Below are 18,786 nucleotides of genomic sequence, written 5' to 3'. Positions count from 1 at the left end.
GTGACGAAAAAAAAGCCCGTCGGCGACGGGCTTTGATGTGGTGCATGAAGTGATTCAGCAAATGGATCAGCGGATGGGCTTGAAACGCACACGCTTGGGGCGCGCACCTTCTTCACCAAGGCGCTTTTTCTTGTCGGCTTCATATTCCTGATAGTTGCCGTCGAAGAAGAACCATTGCGAATCACCTTCGCAGGCCAGGATGTGCGTACAGATGCGATCGAGGAACCAGCGATCGTGGGAGATGATCATGGCGCTGCCGGCAAACTCCAGCAGGGCGTCTTCCAGTGCACGCAGGGTTTCGACGTCCAGGTCGTTGGAGGGTTCGTCGAGCATCAGCACGTTGCCGCCTTGAGCCAGTGTCTTGGCCAGGTGCAGGCGACCACGTTCACCACCGGACAGATTGCCCACCAGCTTCTGCTGGTCGTTGCCCTTGAAGTTGAAGCGACCGATGTAGGCACGCGAAGGCATCACGAACTTGCCGACCACGATGTTGTCGAGGCCACCGGACACGTCTTCCCACACGGTCTTGTCGGCCGCCAGGCCTTCACGGCTCTGGTCCACAAAGGCCAGTTGAGCGGTCTTGCCGATGGTGACTTCGCCGCTGTCCGGCGTCTCGACGCCCTGGATCATGCGGAACAGCGTGGACTTGCCGGCGCCGTTGGGGCCGATGATGCCGACGATGGCGCCTGCAGGCACCTTGAAGCTCAGGTTGTCGATCAGGCAGCGGTCGCCAAAAGACTTGGTGACGTTCTTGAACTCGATGACTTCATTGCCCAGGCGTTCGGCCACGGGGATGAAGATTTCGTTCGTCTCGTTGCGCTTCTGGTATTCGACGTCGCTCAGTTCTTCGAAGCGGGCCAGACGGGCCTTGCTCTTGGCCTGGCGACCCTTGGTGTTCTTGCGAACCCATTCCAGTTCCTGCTTCAGTGCCTTGGTGCGGGCGTCTTCGGTGCGCTGTTCCTGTTCCAGGCGCTTTTCCTTGGCTTCCAACCAGTCGGAGTAATTGCCCTTGTAGGGGTGGCCTGCGCCACGGTCCAGTTCCAGGATCCACTCGGCGGCGTTGTCCAGGAAGTAGCGATCGTGGGTGATGGCCACCACGGTGCCGGAGAAGCGCTGCAGGAACTGCTCCAGCCAGTCCACGGATTCGGCGTCCAAGTGGTTGGTTGGTTCGTCGAGCAGCAGCATGTCGGGCTTGGACAGCAGCAGGCGGCACAGGGCAACACGACGCTTTTCACCACCGGACAGGTTGCCGATGACGGCATCCCAGGCGGGCAGGCGCAGCGCATCGGCGGCGAGTTCGAGTTGCAGGTCGGTGTTCTCGGAGCCGCCGGCCGCGATGATGGCTTCCAGCTCGCCTTGTTCGGCGGCCAGTGCATCAAAGTCAGCGTCGGGTTCGGCGTAAGCGGCATACACCTCATCGAGGCGCTTCTTGGCAGCCAGCACGCCGCCAATGCCTTCTTCAACCGCTTCGCGAACGGTCTGTTCGGGGTTGAGTTGGGGTTCCTGAGGCAGGTAGCCGATCTTGATGCCGGGCATCGGGACGGCTTCGCCCTCGATGTCCTTGTCCACGCCTGCCATGATCTTCAGGAAGGTGGACTTGCCGGAGCCGTTCACACCCAGCACGCCGATCTTGGCGCCCGGGAAGAAACTCAGGGTGATGTCTTTGAGGATCTGACGCTTCGGGGGGACGATCTTCCCGACGCGGTTCATTGTAAAAACGTACTGGGCCATGGCGCGCTCGCTTGAAGCGAGTAACTTGGATCAAACCGCGTAGCTTAAGGCAAGCCGCGGCCCTTTACGTATTTTTGATGCCTTTATCCGCGGGGATTCAACCGCGCAGACGCATGATCAGGTTTTCAGCTTCGGTCATGGCCTCGCGCTGGGCGGTTTCATCGGTCATGAAGGCCAGTTCCTGCAGGGACATCTTCAGATTCATCAGACCATCGCGCAGGCTGAACAGGGCGGCCTGGACTTCCAGCAACTGGTTCTGGCTGGAATCGGGGGTGTTGGGGTGGGACATGTCCTTGCTCTCCGGCCCCTTTGGAACTTCCTGGCCGGGCGCAGGGCTAGACGCTGACGGCATGGAAGGACTGTAGCCCTGCCGCGCCTGTCGGGGTAGCGCTTGATTAAGGGGTGATGAAAGAGGACTGCCCAAACGCGGGGTCAGCTGTTTTGCAATGTGGTTTGTACAGCCAGCCAAGCTTCGACTTTCTGTGGCTCGATACACAGTGCCCATTGCTTGCGTCGGCCGGATGCGCCGCGCAGAAGTTCGACCTGGTTTTGCGGGATGCCCAGCTCCTTGGACAGCCATTTGCGCAGCGCGTCATTGGCTGCACCGTCAACCGGTGGGGCGGACAGGCGTATGCGCAGGGCGCCATCGTGCCACCCGACCAGCTCTGTTTTCCTGGCGTTGGGTGAGACGCTGATGTCGAGCACGACGCGTTGGTCCTTGCCTTTGCCGTCCAGGCGCATGCAGGGCCATGAAGATGAAGATGGGGCAGGCGTGGTCATGTCGGGCGCCATGATGCCGCAAGGACACTGAAAATGAAAAACCCGGCCGAAGCCGGGTTGGGAAACATCTGCCTGTCCTGGGATCAGACAGATGCCGATTCAGTTGCTTGAATCAGGGCTTGTTGCCGGTCGGGAAGGGCCACGCAGCTTGAGGGCTCAGCGTGGTCTTCGCGGCTGGGGCAGCGGCCTTCTTGGGGGCAGCAGGGGCAGGCTTGGCGGGAGCAGGCTTCTTCGCAGCAGCCTTCTTCGCCGGGGCCTTCTTGGCAGCAGCCTTCTTGGCCGGTGCGGCCTTCTTGACGGCAGCCTTCTTGGCAGGTGCAGCCTTCTTCACTGCAGCCTTCTTGGCAGGCGCCTTCTTGACGGCAGCTTTCTTGGCCGGTGCGGCCTTCTTCACTGCAGCCTTCTTGGCTGGAGCCTTCTTCACTGCTGCCTTCTTGGCAGGAGCGGCCTTCTTCACTGCTGCCTTCTTGGCAGGAGCGGCCTTCTTCACGGCGGCCTTCTTGGCGGGCGCGGCCTTCTTCACAGCGGCCTTCTTAGCCGGGGCAGCCTTCTTGGGTGCCACTTTTTTTGCAGTTGCCATACGGATCTCCTTGATCAAGTTGCAAAGAGCACTGCACTGCGGATTGCAGTACAGGGATCCATCACCCATCGCCCCCTAGGATCTGAGCGCGGTGTGATGAATGGGGTAGGTCGGGTGGACATATCCGGGTTGATCCTTTTGCTCTTGTGCACTCTTTGCGGCACTGAGGAATCAATCCCAGGACAGGGCACCGCCCGACTGGTATTCAATAACTCGGGTCTCGAAGAAGTTGCGTTCCTTCTTCAAATCAATCATTTCACTCATCCAGGGGAAGGGGTTCTCTTCATTGGGGAACAACTCTTCCAGACCAATCTGCGTGGCGCGACGATTCGCGATGTATCTCAGGTAGCCCTTGAACATGGACGCGTTCAAGCCCAGCACGCCACGCGGCATGGTGTCTTCAGCGTATCGGTATTCAAGTTCCACAGCTTTAATGAAAAGCGCCTTGATTTCAGCCTTGAATTGCGCCGTCCACAGATGTGGGTTTTCCAATTTGAGCTGGTTGATGAGGTCGATGCCGAAATTGCAGTGCATCGATTCATCGCGCAGGATGTATTGATATTGCTCGGCGGCGCCCGTCATTTTGTTCTGACGACCCAGTGCCAGGATCTGGGTGAAACCCACGTAGAAGAACAGGCCTTCCATCAGGCAGGCGAACACGATCAGCGACTTCAACAGCGTCTGATCGGTCTCCATCGTGCCGGTCTTGAAGTTCGGGTCCATGATCGCTTCGATGAAGGGGATCAGGAACTCGTCCTTGTCGCGGATGGACTGGACTTCGTGATAGGCGTTGAAGATTTCGGACTCATCCAGGCCCAGCGATTCAACGATGTATTGATAGGCGTGGGTGTGGATGGCTTCTTCAAAAGCCTGACGCAACAGGAACTGGCGGCACTCGGGCGCCGTGATGTGGCGATAGGTGCCCAGCGTGATGTTGTTGGCAGCCAGCGAGTCGGCCGTGACGAAGAAGCCGAGGTTGCGCTTGATGATGCGGCGCTCGTCTTCGCTCAGGCCATTGGGGTCCTTCCACAAGGCGATGTCGCGAGACATGTTCACTTCTTGTGGCATCCAGTGGTTGGCGCAGGTGGCCAGATACTTTTCCCAGGCCCACTTGTATTTGAAAGGCACCAGCTGGTTGACGTCGGTCTGACCATTGATGATGCGCTTGTCGGCCACGTTCACACGACGCGTCGAGCCACCAATGGGGGCTGTGGGTGTCGGTGTGGTGGAGGGCATGGTGCTTGCGCCTGGTGCGCCGGATGCAATGCTTGCCTGGCCAGTCGCGAGAGGTGACGAGGCCGTGTTCCGTGCATCGCCAAGCGAAGAGGGCACAGAACCGATGGGCATTGAAGATGAGTTGGAGGAGTCGTCTTCCCAGACCAGCATGGTGAACATCCTATGGAGTCGGATTATGAAAGGGTGTTGTTAAAAACACCAAGCACTTCTTGACATGAAAGGCCCGTGGTTGTTGCGGGCTTGCATCGAAATGCATCAAGAAGACGCTGAAAGGTCATCAGTTGAACAAGGCCTCACACCTTGATGGAGATGTTGAGGCCTTGTTGTTCATGTTGATGAAGTGCGAGTCATCGTGCATTGATCACTCGCAACTCATGGTCATTGGCAAGCTTCGCAATCGGGGTTGTCGATCGAGCAGAACTTGATGTCGGTCGCAGGTTCGGCCTGTGCCACTTCAGCAGGTGCTTGTGCTTGCTGCGGTGCAGCGTTCATGCCGCCACCCACCATGTTGGACACGGCATTGAGCTGGCCGCGAGACACGGTCGACTTCTCTGCATGCGTGGCGCTGATGGTGCGCAGGTAGTAGGTGGTCTTGAGACCACGCACCCATGCGAGCTTGTAGGTCTCGTCGAGCTTCTTGCCCGATGCGCCTGCCATATAGATATTGAGCGACTGCGCCTGGTCGATCCACTTCTGGCGACGCGACGCGGCTTCAACCAGCCACACCGGTTCGACTTCGAAAGCGGTGGCGTACAGGTTCTTGAGCTCTTCAGGCACGCGGTCGATGCGGCGCAGCGAACCGTCGAAGTGCTTGAGGTCCATGACCATGACGTCGTCCCACAGGCCCAGCTTCTTCAGGTCGCGCACCAGGTACTCGTTGACCACGGTGAATTCACCCGACAGGTTGGACTTCACGGACAGGTTGCCGAAAGAAGGCTCGATCGAAGCGTCCACACCAATGATGTTGGAGATGGTGGCGGTCGGCGCGATGGCCACGCAGTTGGAGTTGCGCATGCCGAACATGGCGATGCGGGCACGCAGGGCATCCCAGTCCATCGAAGTCGAGGTGTCGACTTCAACGTAGCCGCCACGTTGCTCGGCCAGCAGCTTGAGCGAGTCGATCGGCAGGATGCCGCGATCCCACAGCGAGCCACGGTAGCTGGAATAGCGGCCGCGCTCTTCAGCCAGTTCGGTCGAGGCCCAGTAGGCGTGGTAGCAGACAGCTTCCATCGAGCGATCGGCAAATTCAATCGCCTCCTGGCTGGCGTAAGGCGTGCGCAATTGATAGAGCGCGTCCTGGAAGCCCATGATGCCCAGGCCGACGGGGCGGTGACGCAGGTTGGAGTCGCGTGCCTTCTTGACGGCGTAGTAGTTGATGTCGATGACGTTGTCGAGCATGCGCATCGCCGTCTTCACCGTCTTCTTGACCTTCTCCTGGTCGATCATGCCATCCTTGATGTGCTGAGCCAGGTTGACCGAGCCCAGGTTGCACACGGCGATTTCGCCACCGTTGGTGTTCAGGGTGATCTCGGTACACAGGTTCGACGAGTGCACGACGCCAACGTGTTGTTGAGGCGAGCGAACGTTGCAGGCGTCCTTGAAGGTGATCCAGGGGTGGCCGGTTTCGAACAGCATCGACAGCATGCGGCGCCACATGTCCGTGGCCTTCACGCGCTTGAACAGCTTGATCTCGCCGCGGTCAGCCTTGGCTTCGTAGGCGGTGTAGGCCTCTTCGAATGCCTTGCCGAACTTGTCGTGCAGATCAGGGCAGGTGGCGGGCGAGAACAGGGTCCAGTCGCCACCTTCCATCACGCGGCGCATGAACAGGTCGGGGATCCAGTTGGCCGTGTTCATGTCGTGGGTACGACGGCGGTCGTCACCGGTGTTCTTGCGCAGTTCCAGGAACTCTTCAACGTCCAGGTGCCACGATTCCAGGTAGGCGCAGACGGCGCCCTTGCGCTTGCCACCCTGGTTCACGGCCACAGCGGTGTCGTTGACCACCTTCAGGAAGGGGACCACGCCTTGCGACTTGCCATTGGTGCCCTTGATGTGCGAGCCCAGCGCGCGCACTGGCGTCCAGTCGTTGCCCAGGCCGCCAGCAAACTTGGACAGCAGGGCGTTTTCCTTGATGGCTTCGTAGATGCCGTCGAGGTCATCGGGCACGGTGGTCAGGTAGCACGACGACAGTTGCGAGCGACGGGTGCCGGAGTTGAACAGCGTGGGGGTCGACGACATGAAGTCGAACGAGGACAGCAGTTCATAGAACTCGATGGCGCGTGCTTCGCGGTCGATTTCATTGAGGGCCAGGCCCATGGCGACGCGCATGAAGAAAGCTTGCGGCATTTCAATGCGCTTGCCTTCGTGGTGCAGGAAGTAGCGGTCGTACAGGGTCTGCAGGCCGAGGTAGTCGAAGTTCAGGTCGCGCTCATATTTGAGCGCGGCGCCCAGGCGGGCCAGGTCGAACTGCTGCATGCGGTCATCCAGCAGCTCGGCTTCCACACCCTTCTTGATGAACTGAGGGAAGTACTCGGCGTAGCGCGTGGCCATTTCGGCGTGCGTCACTTCATCGCCGAGGATTTCGCGGCGGATGGTGTGTTGCAGCAGGCGAGCCGTGGCACGGGTATAGGCGGGGTCGTGCTCGATGCGGGTGCGGGCGGCCAGGATGGCGGCCTTGTAGACCTCGTCGATGGAGACGCCGTCGTACAGATTGCGTTGGGTCTCGGCCAGGATGGGGCCGGCCTTGACGTCATCGCCCAGGCCCGAGCAGGCTTCCACGATCAGGGCTTGCAGGCGGGCCAGATCCAGTGGAACGCGTTGACCACGGTCGATCACGGTCAGGGTGGGCAGGGCGGCAGCCTGTTGTGCATCGGCCTGCTTGGCGCGCTCTTGCGAACGACGCTCGCGGTACAGCACGTAAGCACGGGCGATTTCGTGGTGACCACCGCGCATCAAGGACAGTTCGACCTGATCCTGGATGTCTTCAATATGGAAGGTGCCACCGCTTGGACGCGAGCGCAGCAGGCCGCGAACAACGGCTTCGGTCAGGCCATCCACGGTTTCGCGCACGGAAGCCGATGCGGCACCTTGCGTGCCGTGCACGGCCAGGAAGGCCTTCATCAGGGCGACGGCAATCTTGCTGGGTTCGAACGAGACGACCGCACCATTGCGTCGGATGATCTGGTAGGCCGAGTACGCGGACTGGCGAGGCTCGACAGCCATGGCGGCGGCGGATGCGCCGGGCATGACGGAGGCAGAAGTAGGCATGGTGCTGGGCGTGGACGTTTGCATGTAATTCCCTTCAGGATCGCCAGGCTGGTGATGGGGTTCAGCCTGTTGAAATCAGGCGGTCGGGGTGACCGATCGCCAACTGCGGAGGACACTATATCTGGTGTTTGGTGTGCTTTGAAGCACTACCTGTAGTGTCTGGGCGTGACTATAACGCTTTTTTACACCCACCCCGCGAACAGGGGGAAAAACAAGGGAAATCGCCAATGGGGGAAGTCGCCATGACAGCCGACAGGGAAGCGGTTTAGGCAGTCTGCGATGGGTTTTGCAAGCCGGCAAACTGGCCTTCGGGGCGCCCTGTGAGCGCTTGCAGATGGCCCCAGTCAAAGGCGGATCCGGGGTCTCGCTTGCGGCCTGGTGCCACATGCTCATGGCCCACGATCTGTGTGACGGGCCAGCGTTGTGCGAGCGCATCAAGCAGCCTGCCTAGCGTTTCATATTGCGCGGCTTCGAAGGGGGTGTCTTCCAATCCTTCGAGTTCAATGCCCACGCTGTAGTCGTTGCAATTGTCTCGACCCTGCCAACTGGAACGACCCGCGTGCCATGCTCTGTCTTGCACGGACACGAACTGCAGCAACTCACCCGTGCGCCGGATCACGAAGTGCGCCGACACCTCGGTGCCGCGGATCTGTTCAAAGTACGGATGCGCAGACCAGTCCAGGCGATTGGTGAACAGGCGCTCGATCTCGTCGCCACCATAAATGCCGGGCGGCAGGCTGATGGAGTGGACCACGGCCAGGTCGATGCTGGTGCCTGCCGGACGTGGGCCGAAGTTGGGTGAGGGGATGCGGCGGGCATGCTGGAGCCAGCCGTCCTGCCATATCACGTGCGAATCAGGCATGACCGAGGTCTCAGGCTGGATCGGTATCGGCATCCGGGTCGAAGCGTTCGCCCAGCACGATGCCATGCTCCGTGACCTGCACGCCCAGACGCGCCATGCGGTAGCGCATCTGACGCAGGGACAGCCCCAGGCTGGCGCCGGCGGCGGTCCGGTTGAGGCGGTGTTGTTCCAGCGCTTGCACGAGGATGTCCCGTTCGATCTGGTCAAGGTGCGAGACCAGGTCGGTAGGCAAAGTGGCCTTGACGTGCTGCTCTGGCGGTTCGACATCTCTCCCCGTGGCAGTCGCGCGAATCGGTGGCGGCACCTCGATCGTGATGTGATCCAGTGAGGGCTCGGGCTGCGACAGGCCAAGGTCTTCGGGCTCGAGCATGTGGTGCCCGCTGAGTGCGACCGCACGGTGCAGCAGGTTCTCCAGTTCACGCACATTGCCGGGGAAGCGATGGCTCAACAGCGCGGATTGCGCGGCCAGGCTCAACTGCGGCACGCTGGTCTGGCCCGCCTCGTGGGCGATGCGTTCCAGGATGCGTTGACTGAGTTGATGCAGGTCTTCCAGCCGTTCGCGCAGTGCGGGCAAGGTGATCTGGATGACGTTGAGCCGATAAAACAGATCCTGCCGGAAGCGGCCTGCCAGCACCTCGGCCTGCAGGTCCTTGTGTGTGGCGCTGATGATGCGCACGTCCACCAGAACCTCCTGCGTGGCGCCCACGGCGCGCACCGCACGTTCCTGAATCGCCCGCAGCAGTTTGGACTGCATGGCCAGGGGCAGGTCACCTATTTCGTCGAGGAACAGCGTGCCGCCATTGGCTGCCTGGAAGAAGCCTTCGCGTTCTTCCGTTGCCCCGGTGAATGCACCTTTGCGAAAGCCGAAGAACTCGGCTTCGAGCAATTGTTCGGGGATGGCGCCGCAGTTCACGGCGATGAAAGGTTGTGCCGAGCGACTGCTGACGTCGTGGATGGCGCGCGCCACCAGTTCCTTGCCGGTGCCTGATTCGCCCCAGAGCAGCACGGGCGCCATGCTGCGCGAGACCTTGTCGATCATCACGCGCACCTGCTGCATGCCCACGCTGTTGCCCGCCAGCCGTGACAAGGCGGTGCGGCTCTTGTCCGTCAGCATGGTGGGGGGCAGGGTGGGCGAACTGGTCGGGCCCGAGGTGGATGCCGTCGGACTCTGCACGGCTGGCAGATGTGCACTGCCCAGCGCGGAGGCCACCACGGATCGGAACTGTTTGAGGTCAACCGGTTTGGTCAGGTAGTCGTATGCGCCGGCCTTGAGGGCGCTGACGGCGTTTTCGGCGGAACCGTATGCCGTGATGACGATGGCCTTTTCCCGGCGGCCTTCGGATTCGATCTGCCGCAGGATGTCCAGCCCGGTGCCATCGGGCAGGCGCATGTCGGTGATGACGGCGCTGAAGGCATGTTCGGCCAGCAATTGCCGGGCTTCTTCCACGCTGCCAGCGGTTTCGATGTCATAGCCTTCGCGCAGCAGGGTCAATTCATACAAGGTGCGCAGGTCGGGCTCGTCATCCACGACGAGCAGGCGATGTTGGGCTGTGTTGCTCATGCGGTGTGGTTGGTCGCGGCCAAGGGCTCAACGGGCACCGTGACGAAGAATTCGTTGCGATGGCGCAAGGGAAGAGGGTGCAGTCGGTAGTCGATGTTGGCGCCGTGTCGCTCGCACAGTTCCCTGCAAATATACAGGCCCAGGCCGGTGCCACGGCTGCGCGTGGAAAAGAAGGGCTCGAACAGGGAGCGTTCGGTATCGGCCGACACCGGGTCGCCATCATTGGAGACCGACAGCATCAACATGCCCGCCGGGTCGGCAGAAGGCATCCAGCGCAGGGTCACGTTGATGGCGCCTGGCTCGCCAGTGTTGTAGCGCAAGGCGTTGTCCAGCAGGTTGACCAGCACGCGTTGCAGGTGTTCCGGTTCGAAGCGGATCTTGAGGTGGGGGTAGCTGGGGGCCTTCTGGCAGCCGGAGGTGTCGATGTCCAGCAGGCTCTCATCACCGCTTGCCAGGCCTTGCGTGCTGCGCCAGTCATTGCAGATGGCCACGATCGTTTCGATCGGATCGATGGCCGGTGCGGGCGGGCGCACGCCGGGGGCCACGGCCAGGATGTCATCGATGATGTGCTTGAGTCGGCCGACGTTGTCCGTCACCAGCTGGGTCAGCTTTTTCTGCGTGGCTGTGGCTGCATCTTCGGCCAGCAGGGCATTGGCCTGGGCGATCGCTGCCAGGGGGTTGCGTATCTCGTGCGCGATGCCGGCCGACATGCGGCCCATGGCGGCGAGCTTGTCCTGACGCTGGCGGGTGCGTACGGCGCGCAGGTCTTCCAGCAACATCACGCACATGTCTTCGGGGGTACGCCCGCCCTTGCCTTTGGTGAAACGTACGCGCAGCCTCAGGTCGCGCTGTGTCTGATCGTCGAACTGGAGCTTGACGTCCTGCCCGTCTTCCGCGCGTTGCGGGCTGCCTTGAGCACGCTCGACGGCCTTGATCAGATCGGCCCAGGCTGGCACGCCCCTCAACTGGAAGGGGGCGGGCGGGACAAGGCCTTGCGAAGCCAGCAAGCGTCGGGCGGCGGGGTTGGCGGTGCGCACGCGGCCCTGTCTATCCACCACCATCACGCCTTCGGTCATTTCTTCAATCACGAGGCGATTGAGCTGGGCTTGTTGTCGTGCCAGCTCCAGGCTGCCTCGCGCACTGCGCTCCTCCTTGGCCAGGCGTGCAGACAATTCACTGGCCAGTGCTGCAATGGCGAACAGGCCGAAGCCGGTCAGGCCAGCTTGGGTCATCAAGGCAGTCAGGTTGCCGCTGTCGCCACCTTGCAGCAGGGCCGCAGCCAGCAGGTTGAGCGTGGCTGCTGCTGCCACGCCCAGCGCCATGACGCGCGTCATCAGCACAGCGGCCATCAGCACGGGTAGCACCAGCAAGGCCTGCGAGTTCACCGCGCTACCGGTGAAATAGTGCATCAGTGCGAAAAAGGCCAGATCCAGGCCGACGCTGGCCAGTGCTTGTCGGGGTCTCAGGGATTGCAACTCGGTCCGGTTGCCCTCGGTCCTGATGGGCAAGGTCAGCAAGGCGACCGTGACGATGGCGTAACCCACCGTGGACAGGAAAAGCCACAGGGGCGGGCGTCCTCCCAGCAGCCAGGAGCCCACCACGAGTCCCAGCAGCACGATGGCCAGCGCAAAGCGGGCACTCAGGAAGGCGCGGTAGATCCGATGGAAGGAGGGCCGGTTGTTTTCGCTGACGCTTCTGGCTGGCGGGCTCTTGTCCTGCGGTTGCGGGGCAGCGTAAGCCTGCGTGCTTTCGGCAAAGGCCGTTTCCGTCATGCCGGGATCAACCCAGGCGTCAGCGGTTGGCGGTGCGCCGAACCAGGAGGCGTGGGAGTCGCGAGGCGTTGTTGGCGGCATGGGTGAGGGCGTTCAGGCGCGGCCAGGGCCGGCTTGCCGGTGTGCAGCGCTGCAGTAGGGTTGCCCGTGACCATCCTTGAGGGCTTCGCCCTCGGGCAGGTGCACGCCGCAGTTCGCACACTGAACCATGCTCTCCGCCTTGGTCGGCGTGGGGTTGGGGGCAGGCGCCTTTGGTGGCTTGCCACCTTGAAGTTTGCCGCGCAAGGCCGGTGAATAGAACAGCCAGATGATGACCACTGCGAGCAACAGGTATTTCAGCATGATGGGCTTGTGAGAGGACTCAGGCTGCGGTGGCGCGGTGCAGGACCACTTCAAGCACGAAACGCGAACCGACATAGGCCAGTAGCAGCAAGGTGGAGCCGGCCACGAGCCAGCGCACGGCCTGCCTGCCACGCCAGCCAAATCGTGCGCGGCCGATGAGCAGCACGGCAAAAACCACCCATGACAACACGGAAAAAACGGTCTTGTGATCCCAGCGCCAGGGCGTGGCAAACAAGGCCCCCAGCAACAAGGTCAGGCTGAGCATCACGAAACCGGCGCCCACAAAGCGCAGGGTCAGCGACTCCAGCCTCAACAAGGGCATGCCCAGCGCCTGCCCGGGCAGCCCGGGGGAAGGGATCTGCCCAGACGCGGGTTTGGCACGCAGTTGCTTTTCTGCATGCCTGAGCAAGGCCGCGTGCAGCAGTGCGGCACCGATCAGTCCATATGACGCGAAGCCGGTGAGCCAGTGCAGCGGCGCCCAGGGCGAGCCTACCGTGGCGTGCGCCTGTCCTGGGAAGAGCCAGGCCAGCGTGACGGTGATCGCTGCCAGCATGGCCAGGGCGCGGCGTACGGTGGGCAGGCCCAGTCGACGGTTCTCAAGGGCATACACGGCCAGTACCAGCCAGGTCGTCACGGACAAGGCCGGGGCAAATCCGAAGCGGGCATGCCAGACCGGCCCGTCAAAAGCCACGGTATCCAGCACAATGGCACCAGCCTGCGCCAACCAGCCCAGGCAAAGCGCCGCCCAGACAGGTCTTTCATGATGCGCTGGCCCTTGCCCGGTTGTGGGCAGAGGCCAAGCGCTGGCCAGCACATAAGCCAGGACTGCCAGGCAACTGGGCCAGAACGTGGAAGACGTGAGCAAGGCGGGCGATAAAATCATGTCTCGAGTTTAAGAGCACAAGCAGCTATTTCATGGCATCCAACCTCACAGAACGACTGAGTCGCCTGGTTAAAACCATGCGCGGCCAGGCCCGCATCACCGAATCCAACGTGCAGGACATGTTGCGTGAGGTCCGCATGGCACTGCTGGAGGCCGACGTGGCCTTGCCGGTCGTCAAGGACTTCATCGCCCGCGTCAAGGAAAAAGCCCTGGGCCAGGAGGTGGTGTCCTCGCTGACGCCTGGTCAGGTCCTGGTCAGCATCGTCCAGAAGGAGATGGCCGCCACAATGGGCGAGGGCATCTCCGACATCAACCTCGCCACGCAACCGCCAGCCATCATCCTGATGGCGGGTCTGCAGGGCGCGGGCAAGACCACGACCACGGCCAAACTGGCCAAGCACCTGATCGAAAAGCGCAAGAAGAAGGTGCTGACGGTCTCTGCCGACGTCTACCGTCCAGCCGCCATCGAGCAGTTGAAGACCGTGACCGCGCAGGCCGGTGCCGAGTGGTTCCCCTCTGATCCCAGCCAGAAACCGCACGACATCGCACTGGCTGCGATCGATTACGCCAAGCGCCATTACTTTGATGTGCTGCTGTTCGACACGGCAGGTCGTCTGGCGATCGACGAAGTCCTGATGGCCGAAATCAAGGACCTGCATGCCTTGCTCAAGCCAGTCGAAACGCTGTTCGTGGTGGACGCCATGCAAGGTCAGGATGCCGTCAACACGGCCAAGGCGTTCAAGGATGCCTTGCCGCTGACAGGTGTGGTGCTGACCAAGCTGGACGGTGACTCTCGCGGTGGTGCGGCGCTGTCGGTGCGCCAGATCACGGGTGTGCCCATCAAGTTTGCGGGTGTCTCGGAAAAGATCGACGGCCTGGAGGTCTTTGATGCAGATCGCCATGCCGGCCGCGTGCTGGGCATGGGTGACATCGTCGCCCTGGTTGAAGAAGTGCAAAAGGGCGTGGACATCGAGGCCGCCCAAAAGCTGGCTGACAAGTTCAAGTCCGGTGCCGACTTCGATTTCAACGACTTCCTGGCCCAGATCAGCCAGATGAAGAAGATGGGCGGTTTGTCCGGCCTTATCGACAAGCTGCCCACCGAGCTGGCTGCCAAGGCGGGCCAGGCGGATATGGGCAAGGCCGAGCGAGACGTGCGTCGCATGGAAGGCATCATCAGCGCGATGACGGCCAAGGAGCGCCGCCAGCCTGCCTTGCTGATGGACGGCAAGACCAAGGCCAGCCGCAAGCGCCGCATCGCCCAGGGGGCCGGCGTGCAGATTCAGGACGTCAACCGCCTGCTCACGCAATTCGATCAGATGCAGACCATGATGAAGAAGATGAAGGGCGGCGGGCTGTTCAAGATGATGAAACGCATGGGCGGCATGAAGGGCCTGCCCGGCATGGGGCGCTGATACCGCTTGTCACGACCCTGTCTGTAAACCCGATTGACCCCTGCCGGGGGCCCCTGTTAGCGTGTGTGACATGTGTTGCGCATGCAACCTGGGGCTTCAGTCGGTTCATGCCTTTGCCGATGAGCCTGATGAGGCCGGGTGCTGTTTGCGCCCGGTGTGGACTTGGGCAGGAAGGCCTGAATGATGATGGACATGGTAGCAACCTGGCCGGTTTTGATGGCCGGTATTCTGGGGTCCGCCGGCATTGCCGGCGCGTGGTGGTACAGCCGGCATCACCAGGCGGCACCCAGCCGCCCAGGGCGAGGCGATGCCCCCAGATCCAAGTCTCGCCAGGAAGGCAAGGCGCGCTTTGGCCGCAAGCCGTCTGACGATGCCGCGGACAACCTGGACACCTTGATCGGCTGGGAGCCCGTGGCCACGCGCGTGTTGACCACCGGGGAGCGTGACGCTTATCACGTTCTGCGCAAGGCCTTGCCGGATCACGTGATCCTGGCTCAGGTGCCCGTGGCGCGTTTCATCAAGGTGCCCACCAAGAATTCGTACAGCGAATGGCTGCGCCGTGTCGGCTCCCTGTGTGCCGACCTGGTCGTGTGTGACATGGCCTCGCAGGTGATTGCCGTGGTGGAGATCCGCCAGCCCATGTCCAAGGAAAAGGAACGCAGCCAGCGTCGCCATGCACGCATGGACAAGGTGCTGGCCGCAGCCCGCATTCCCGTTCACATCTGGCTGGAAGGCGCCTTGCCGGGTCCTGCCGTGGCCCGCGAGACCGTGCTGGGTGCGGCCATCAACACCTCAGGCCGATCGGGCTATAACGACGTCAGTGTGGCGCGGCGCGATGCCGAGGCGGCTGCCGTGGTGGCGTCCATGCAGAGCCCGATTGGCGCCATGAACGGCATGAGCGTCAACGAGTCGGCGGTGGATCTGCAGCTCGATGACTGGTCGTATGCCGATGACACACCAGAAGGCGAGCGCAAGGAGCCCCCGCCTTCAACCTGGTTCGACGATCTCGATTCCAGTGCCATGCCGCTGGAAACGGGCGCCGTTCAGCGTCACTGATTGATCGAAATTGCAACCGCGCGTATGTCTGGCGAGGCCTCAGGCCAGCAAGGCCTGGGCAAATTCACGGGCGCTGAAGGTCTGCAGATCTTCCAGCTTTTCGCCCACGCCGATGAAGTAGACCGGCACGGCGGCATGCCGTTCGCGTGACCACAGGGCGATGGCTGCCAGCACGCCACCCTTGGCTGTGCCGTCCAGCTTGGTCACGATCAGGCCTGTCAGGCCCAGGGCCTCGTCAAAGGCCTTGACCTGCGACAGGGCGTTCTGGCCTGTGTTGCCATCCACGACCAGCAGCACTTCGTGCGGCGCCGTGTCCATGGCCTTGCCGATCACGCGCTTGACCTTGCGGAGTTCTTCCATCAGGTGCAATTGCGTGGCCAGGCGGCCGGCCGTGTCGGCAATGACCACGTCACAACCGCGCGAGCGCCCCGCCTGCACGGCATCAAAGGTCACGGCCGCCGGGTCGCCGCCTTCCTGGCTCACGATCTCGACGTGATTGCGATCGGCCCAGACCAGCAGTTGCTCGCGGGCCGCTGCGCGGAAGGTGTCGGCTGCGGCCAGCAGCACCTTCTGGCCAGCGTCAGAGAGATGGCGCGTGAGCTTGCCGATGGAGGTGGTCTTGCCAGCGCCGTTGACGCCAGCCACCATGATCACGGTGGGGGTGTGCAGCCCCACGACCAGAGACTTCTCCAGTGGCTGGAGCAGTTCGGTGATGGCATCGATCAGCAGGCTCTTGACCTGTGAAGGATCGGTGGCCTTGGTTTCCTTGACGCGGCGCTTGAGGTCGGTCAGCAGGTGCTCTGTGGCCGCTACGCCCGCATCGGCCATCAGCAAGGCCGATTCGAGTTCCTCATACAGGGCGTCATCGATCTGGGTGCCTGTGAACACCTGGGCAATGCTGGAGCCTGTCTTGCGAAGACCGGCGCGCAGCTTGTCCAGCCAGGAGCGGCGCTCGGGCGCGGGTGCTTTGGGCGCGTCCTCGGTGACAGCAGGCGTGGCTGCGGCAGCCGGGGCAGGGGGGCTGACCACCGCAGGCTGTTGAGGTGCGGGCGAGGCTGCTGGAGCCGGTGCCGACGTCTGAGGCGCCTCTTTGGCGGGCTGGTCCGACGTGGTTTCCGGCTGGGAGGATCCCCATCCCAGCTTTTTCTTGATGAAACTGAACATGCGTGCATTGTAAGAGCCGCCGCTTTTTACAATAGGCGTCACCGCACGACAGGACAACATGAGCGCAACACGTTCCAATCTACCCGACCCGATCAAGGGTGCACAGACGAAGGCCGCTCAGAAGGTGGCCCGCACCGCAGCTCAGGAAGTGCGCCTCATTGGTGGCCAATGGAAGCGGTCGGTCCTGCCCGTGCCGGTGTCTGCCGGTTTGCGTCCCACGCCTGGCCGTGTCCGTGAAACCTTGTTCAACTGGTTGGGGCAGGACTTGTCGGGCTGGCGGGTGCTGGACGCCTTTGCAGGAAGTGGCGCGCTGGGCCTGGAAGCGGCATCGCGAGGCGCCGATGAGGTCACCTTGCTGGAGCGCGAGCCTGCCCTGGTTCGCAACCTGCAAGCCACGCTGACCCGCTTGAAGGCCACGCAGGTGAAGCTGCAGCAGGCCGATGCCGTGAGCTGGATGCGCCAGCCTCGTCAGGCCGGTGTGTTTGACCTGGTGTTTCTCGATCCACCTTTTGACGAGGCCCTGTTCTGGGCGGCATTGGCGGGCGCGCTGTATTGCGTGCCCGAAGGTGGCTGGATCTACCTGGAGTCGCCGGCCGCCTTGCAGGATCTGCCCGAGGCCGCGCAGCACGCCGATCTGGTGGCTCAACTGGCGCCGCATCGCCACGGCCAGGCCGGCGCAGTGCACTTTCACCTTTTTCGACGCGTGGCTGCTGGCGAGATTCAGTCGCATCCGGCGGCCTGAGCCTTACACTGCGCGCAAAGCCACATCACCTCGGAGTCCCGATTGAGTTCCTCCTCGCTGACAGCTGTCTATCCCGGTACCTTTGACCCCATGACCCTGGGTCATGCCGATCTGATGCGTCGCGCCAGCCAGTTGTTTGGCCGCCTGATTCTGGCGGTAGCGGCAGGGCACCACAAACGCACGATGTTCACGATTGACGAGCGCCTGGCCATGGCCAAGGAGCTGGCTCGCGACTACGGCAATGTGGAGGTGATCGCATTCTCGGGTTTGCTGCGGGATTTCGTTGTGAACAACGGTGGCAAGGTGGTCGTGCGCGGCCTGCGCGCCGTCAGCGACTTCGAATACGAATTTCAGATGGCCGGCATGAACCGCCAGTTGATGCCGGACGTCGAGACGGTGTTCCTGACGCCGTCAGATCAATATCAGTTTGTCTCCGGCACGTTCGTGCGCGAGATCGCGATGCTGGGGGGCGATGTGTCCAAATTCGTGGCGCCCAGCGTGCTGGCTCGCCTTCATGAGCGCGTGTCGCGCAAGGCCGACTGAGCCGGCTCGGTCGCTCCATCCAGGCAGAAGTTCATGGCCCTGACCATCACCTCCGAATGCATCAACTGTGATGTGTGCGAACCCGAGTGTCCCAACCAGGCTATCTCGATGGGCGAAACCATCTATGTGATCGATCCAGCCAAGTGCACGGAGTGCGTCGGCCACTTCGACGAACCCCAATGCGTGCAGGTCTGCCCCGTCGAGTGCATCCCGGTCAACCCGGAGCATGTGGAAACCAAGGACCAGTTGTGGGCCAAGTACCGCAAACTGCAGGAAAAAGCAGCTTGAGGGAAGGGGGCTGAAGCCGGTCAGCGGTGCTTCACAGCGCCCTGATTGCCGTACCCGCAGAAGGCAGCGTCGAAGATGGCGCGGCCTTTTTGTTTGACTTGATGCGGATGGGCCTGGTCATGTCGCTGATGGGCACCGGTGCATGCGTGTTGGGCGTGCTGCGGATGACATGTGGCTTGCCATTGCCTGACAGGCTGATGGCGTCTTCTTTCGCGGCCATGCGCTCTTCGTGCCGGCGCTCGCGTTGCATCCGCCTTGCCAGCTTGGCATCTCGTTCGTTGTTGTCCTTGGCCTGGCGTTGCTGGCCCTGCGTGCGTGCATCCTTGAGTGTGACCAGTTCGCCGCCTGCCTCGCAGGGGTGTTGGCTGTAGCTGATCTGGCCGGATGTGGCCGTGCAGCGCCAGGACTGGCTTGGCCTGGCCGGCTGGTCGTTCGTCGTGGTTTGCGCCATGGAGCTTGTGAACACCACAGCCATCAAGAAGCACAGAAGATGACCGGCATGGGGCTGCCCCTGCTTTGGCGCGGGTGTGCGATGGTTCATGTTGATTTCCTCCTTGTTTTTTGTGCGTG

At 62.1% G+C, this 18,786-nt stretch carries 18 protein-coding genes; 5 read left to right on the top strand and 13 right to left on the bottom strand.

All coding sequences use genetic code 11. The features are described 5' to 3' along the window. Positions 1-66 precede the first annotated feature (66 nt). The 11 genes from ettA to VFW93_RS10225 all read right to left on the bottom strand — a co-directional run bounded on the left by ettA (position 67) and on the right by VFW93_RS10225 (position 13,011). Positions 67-1,731, bottom strand: coding sequence for an energy-dependent translational throttle protein EttA (gene ettA, locus VFW93_RS10275; protein WP_329693900.1), 1,665 nt, complete (start codon positions 1,729-1,731; stop codon positions 67-69). A gap of 97 nt (positions 1,732-1,828) precedes the next feature. Further along, positions 1,829-2,020 carry a hypothetical protein gene (locus tag VFW93_RS10270; protein WP_329693899.1) on the bottom strand — a complete coding sequence of 64 codons (192 nt, stop codon included), beginning with the start codon at positions 2,018-2,020 and terminating at the stop codon, positions 1,829-1,831. A gap of 143 nt (positions 2,021-2,163) precedes the next feature. Beyond that, positions 2,164-2,511 carry a DUF167 domain-containing protein gene (locus VFW93_RS10265; protein WP_329693898.1) on the bottom strand — a complete coding sequence of 116 codons (348 nt, stop codon included), beginning with the start codon at positions 2,509-2,511 and terminating at the stop codon, positions 2,164-2,166. A 112-nt stretch (positions 2,512-2,623) separates the two neighbouring features. Next, a complete protein-coding gene (locus VFW93_RS10260) occupies positions 2,624-3,091 on the bottom strand; it encodes a histone H1-like DNA-binding protein (protein WP_329693897.1) in 468 nt (155 codons plus the stop codon). 171 nt (positions 3,092-3,262) lie between these two features. Then, a complete protein-coding gene (locus VFW93_RS10255; RefSeq protein ID WP_329693896.1) occupies positions 3,263-4,477 on the bottom strand; it encodes a ribonucleotide-diphosphate reductase subunit beta in 1,215 nt (404 codons plus the stop codon). Positions 4,478-4,705: 228 nt separating this feature from the next. Further along, positions 4,706-7,570 (bottom strand): ribonucleoside-diphosphate reductase subunit alpha, encoded by a 2,865-nt coding sequence (locus tag VFW93_RS10250; RefSeq protein ID WP_329693922.1) that lies wholly within the window; start codon positions 7,568-7,570, stop codon positions 4,706-4,708. A 286-nt stretch (positions 7,571-7,856) separates the two neighbouring features. After that, the gene (ampD, locus tag VFW93_RS10245) at positions 7,857-8,453 is read right to left on the bottom strand and encodes a 1,6-anhydro-N-acetylmuramyl-L-alanine amidase AmpD (protein WP_329693895.1); all 597 of its coding nucleotides are present in this window, start codon (positions 8,451-8,453) and stop codon (positions 7,857-7,859) included. 10 nt (positions 8,454-8,463) lie between these two features. Then, a complete protein-coding gene (locus VFW93_RS10240; protein WP_329693894.1) occupies positions 8,464-10,014 on the bottom strand; it encodes a sigma-54 dependent transcriptional regulator in 1,551 nt (516 codons plus the stop codon). Then, complete coding sequence (locus VFW93_RS10235) at positions 10,011-11,867, bottom strand: sensor histidine kinase (RefSeq protein WP_329693893.1); 1,857 nt, start codon at positions 11,865-11,867, stop codon at positions 10,011-10,013. The genes VFW93_RS10240 and VFW93_RS10235 overlap by 4 nt, the downstream gene beginning before the upstream one ends. 12 nt (positions 11,868-11,879) lie before the next feature. Continuing rightward, complete coding sequence (locus VFW93_RS10230) at positions 11,880-12,128, bottom strand: PP0621 family protein (RefSeq protein WP_329693892.1); 249 nt, start codon at positions 12,126-12,128, stop codon at positions 11,880-11,882. 19 nt (positions 12,129-12,147) lie between these two features. Then, positions 12,148-13,011, bottom strand: coding sequence for a cytochrome C assembly family protein (locus tag VFW93_RS10225; RefSeq protein ID WP_329693891.1), 864 nt, complete (start codon positions 13,009-13,011; stop codon positions 12,148-12,150). 32 nt (positions 13,012-13,043) lie between these two features. Here VFW93_RS10225 and ffh point away from each other — a divergent pair, with 32 nt between their 5' ends. After that, a complete protein-coding gene (gene ffh, locus VFW93_RS10220) occupies positions 13,044-14,423 on the top strand; it encodes a signal recognition particle protein (protein ID WP_329693890.1) in 1,380 nt (459 codons plus the stop codon). Positions 14,424-14,615: 192 nt separating this feature from the next. Then, on the top strand, positions 14,616-15,479 hold the full coding sequence (locus tag VFW93_RS10215; RefSeq protein WP_329693889.1) for a DUF2726 domain-containing protein: 864 nt from the start codon (positions 14,616-14,618) through the stop codon (positions 15,477-15,479). 39 nt (positions 15,480-15,518) lie between these two features. Here VFW93_RS10215 and ftsY read toward each other — a convergent pair whose 3' ends face one another. After that, positions 15,519-16,643, bottom strand: coding sequence for a signal recognition particle-docking protein FtsY (gene ftsY / locus VFW93_RS10210; protein ID WP_329693888.1), 1,125 nt, complete (start codon positions 16,641-16,643; stop codon positions 15,519-15,521). A 58-nt stretch (positions 16,644-16,701) separates the two neighbouring features. Between ftsY and rsmD the strand changes: the two genes are divergently transcribed. The 3 genes from rsmD to VFW93_RS10195 are packed head-to-tail and all read left to right on the top strand — an operon-like array spanning position 16,702 to position 18,216. Next, complete coding sequence (rsmD, locus tag VFW93_RS10205) at positions 16,702-17,385, top strand: 16S rRNA (guanine(966)-N(2))-methyltransferase RsmD (RefSeq protein ID WP_329693887.1); 684 nt, start codon at positions 16,702-16,704, stop codon at positions 17,383-17,385. Between the two features lie 42 nt (positions 17,386-17,427). Further along, positions 17,428-17,928: a pantetheine-phosphate adenylyltransferase gene (gene coaD / locus VFW93_RS10200; RefSeq protein WP_329693886.1), complete on the top strand. Its 501-nt coding sequence runs from the start codon at positions 17,428-17,430 to the stop codon at positions 17,926-17,928. A 33-nt stretch (positions 17,929-17,961) separates the two neighbouring features. Continuing rightward, complete coding sequence (locus tag VFW93_RS10195) at positions 17,962-18,216, top strand: YfhL family 4Fe-4S dicluster ferredoxin (protein ID WP_329693885.1); 255 nt, start codon at positions 17,962-17,964, stop codon at positions 18,214-18,216. Between the two features lie 31 nt (positions 18,217-18,247). Here the strand turns inward: VFW93_RS10195 and VFW93_RS10190 are convergent, their stop codons facing one another. Further along, positions 18,248-18,757 (bottom strand): hypothetical protein, encoded by a 510-nt coding sequence (locus tag VFW93_RS10190; protein WP_329693884.1) that lies wholly within the window; start codon positions 18,755-18,757, stop codon positions 18,248-18,250. Positions 18,758-18,786: the final 29 nt, after the last annotated feature.

The organism is Aquabacterium sp., from assembly GCF_036279675.1.
Lineage (GTDB): Bacteria > Pseudomonadota > Gammaproteobacteria > Burkholderiales > Burkholderiaceae_C > Aquabacterium.
The sequence above is the reverse complement of the archived record's forward strand: the minus strand, read 5'-3'. Positions and strand labels throughout refer to the sequence as shown.

Bases quoted from the DNA above. Each gene is read 5' to 3' on its own strand.
- ettA (WP_329693900.1), bottom strand. From the start codon at position 1,731: ATGGCCCAGTACGTTTTTACAATGAACCGCGTCGGGAAGATCGTCCCC.
- VFW93_RS10270 (WP_329693899.1), bottom strand. From the start codon at position 2,020: ATGTCCCACCCCAACACCCCCGATTCCAGCCAGAACCAGTTGCTGGAA.
- VFW93_RS10265 (WP_329693898.1), bottom strand. From the start codon at position 2,511: ATGACCACGCCTGCCCCATCTTCATCTTCATGGCCCTGCATGCGCCTG.
- VFW93_RS10260 (WP_329693897.1), bottom strand. From the start codon at position 3,091: ATGGCAACTGCAAAAAAAGTGGCACCCAAGAAGGCTGCCCCGGCTAAG.
- VFW93_RS10255 (WP_329693896.1), bottom strand. From the start codon at position 4,477: ATGCTGGTCTGGGAAGACGACTCCTCCAACTCATCTTCAATGCCCATC.
- VFW93_RS10250 (WP_329693922.1), bottom strand. From the start codon at position 7,570: ATGCCCGGCGCATCCGCCGCCGCCATGGCTGTCGAGCCTCGCCAGTCC.
- ampD (WP_329693895.1), bottom strand. From the start codon at position 8,453: ATGCCTGATTCGCACGTGATATGGCAGGACGGCTGGCTCCAGCATGCC.
- VFW93_RS10240 (WP_329693894.1), bottom strand. From the start codon at position 10,014: ATGAGCAACACAGCCCAACATCGCCTGCTCGTCGTGGATGACGAGCCC.
- VFW93_RS10235 (WP_329693893.1), bottom strand. From the start codon at position 11,867: ATGCCGCCAACAACGCCTCGCGACTCCCACGCCTCCTGGTTCGGCGCA.
- VFW93_RS10230 (WP_329693892.1), bottom strand. From the start codon at position 12,128: ATGCTGAAATACCTGTTGCTCGCAGTGGTCATCATCTGGCTGTTCTAT.
- VFW93_RS10225 (WP_329693891.1), bottom strand. From the start codon at position 13,011: ATGATTTTATCGCCCGCCTTGCTCACGTCTTCCACGTTCTGGCCCAGT.
- ffh (WP_329693890.1), top strand. From the start codon at position 13,044: ATGGCATCCAACCTCACAGAACGACTGAGTCGCCTGGTTAAAACCATG.
- VFW93_RS10215 (WP_329693889.1), top strand. From the start codon at position 14,616: ATGGTAGCAACCTGGCCGGTTTTGATGGCCGGTATTCTGGGGTCCGCC.
- ftsY (WP_329693888.1), bottom strand. From the start codon at position 16,643: ATGTTCAGTTTCATCAAGAAAAAGCTGGGATGGGGATCCTCCCAGCCG.
- rsmD (WP_329693887.1), top strand. From the start codon at position 16,702: ATGAGCGCAACACGTTCCAATCTACCCGACCCGATCAAGGGTGCACAG.
- VFW93_RS10195 (WP_329693885.1), top strand. From the start codon at position 17,962: ATGGCCCTGACCATCACCTCCGAATGCATCAACTGTGATGTGTGCGAA.
- VFW93_RS10190 (WP_329693884.1), bottom strand. From the start codon at position 18,757: ATGAACCATCGCACACCCGCGCCAAAGCAGGGGCAGCCCCATGCCGGT.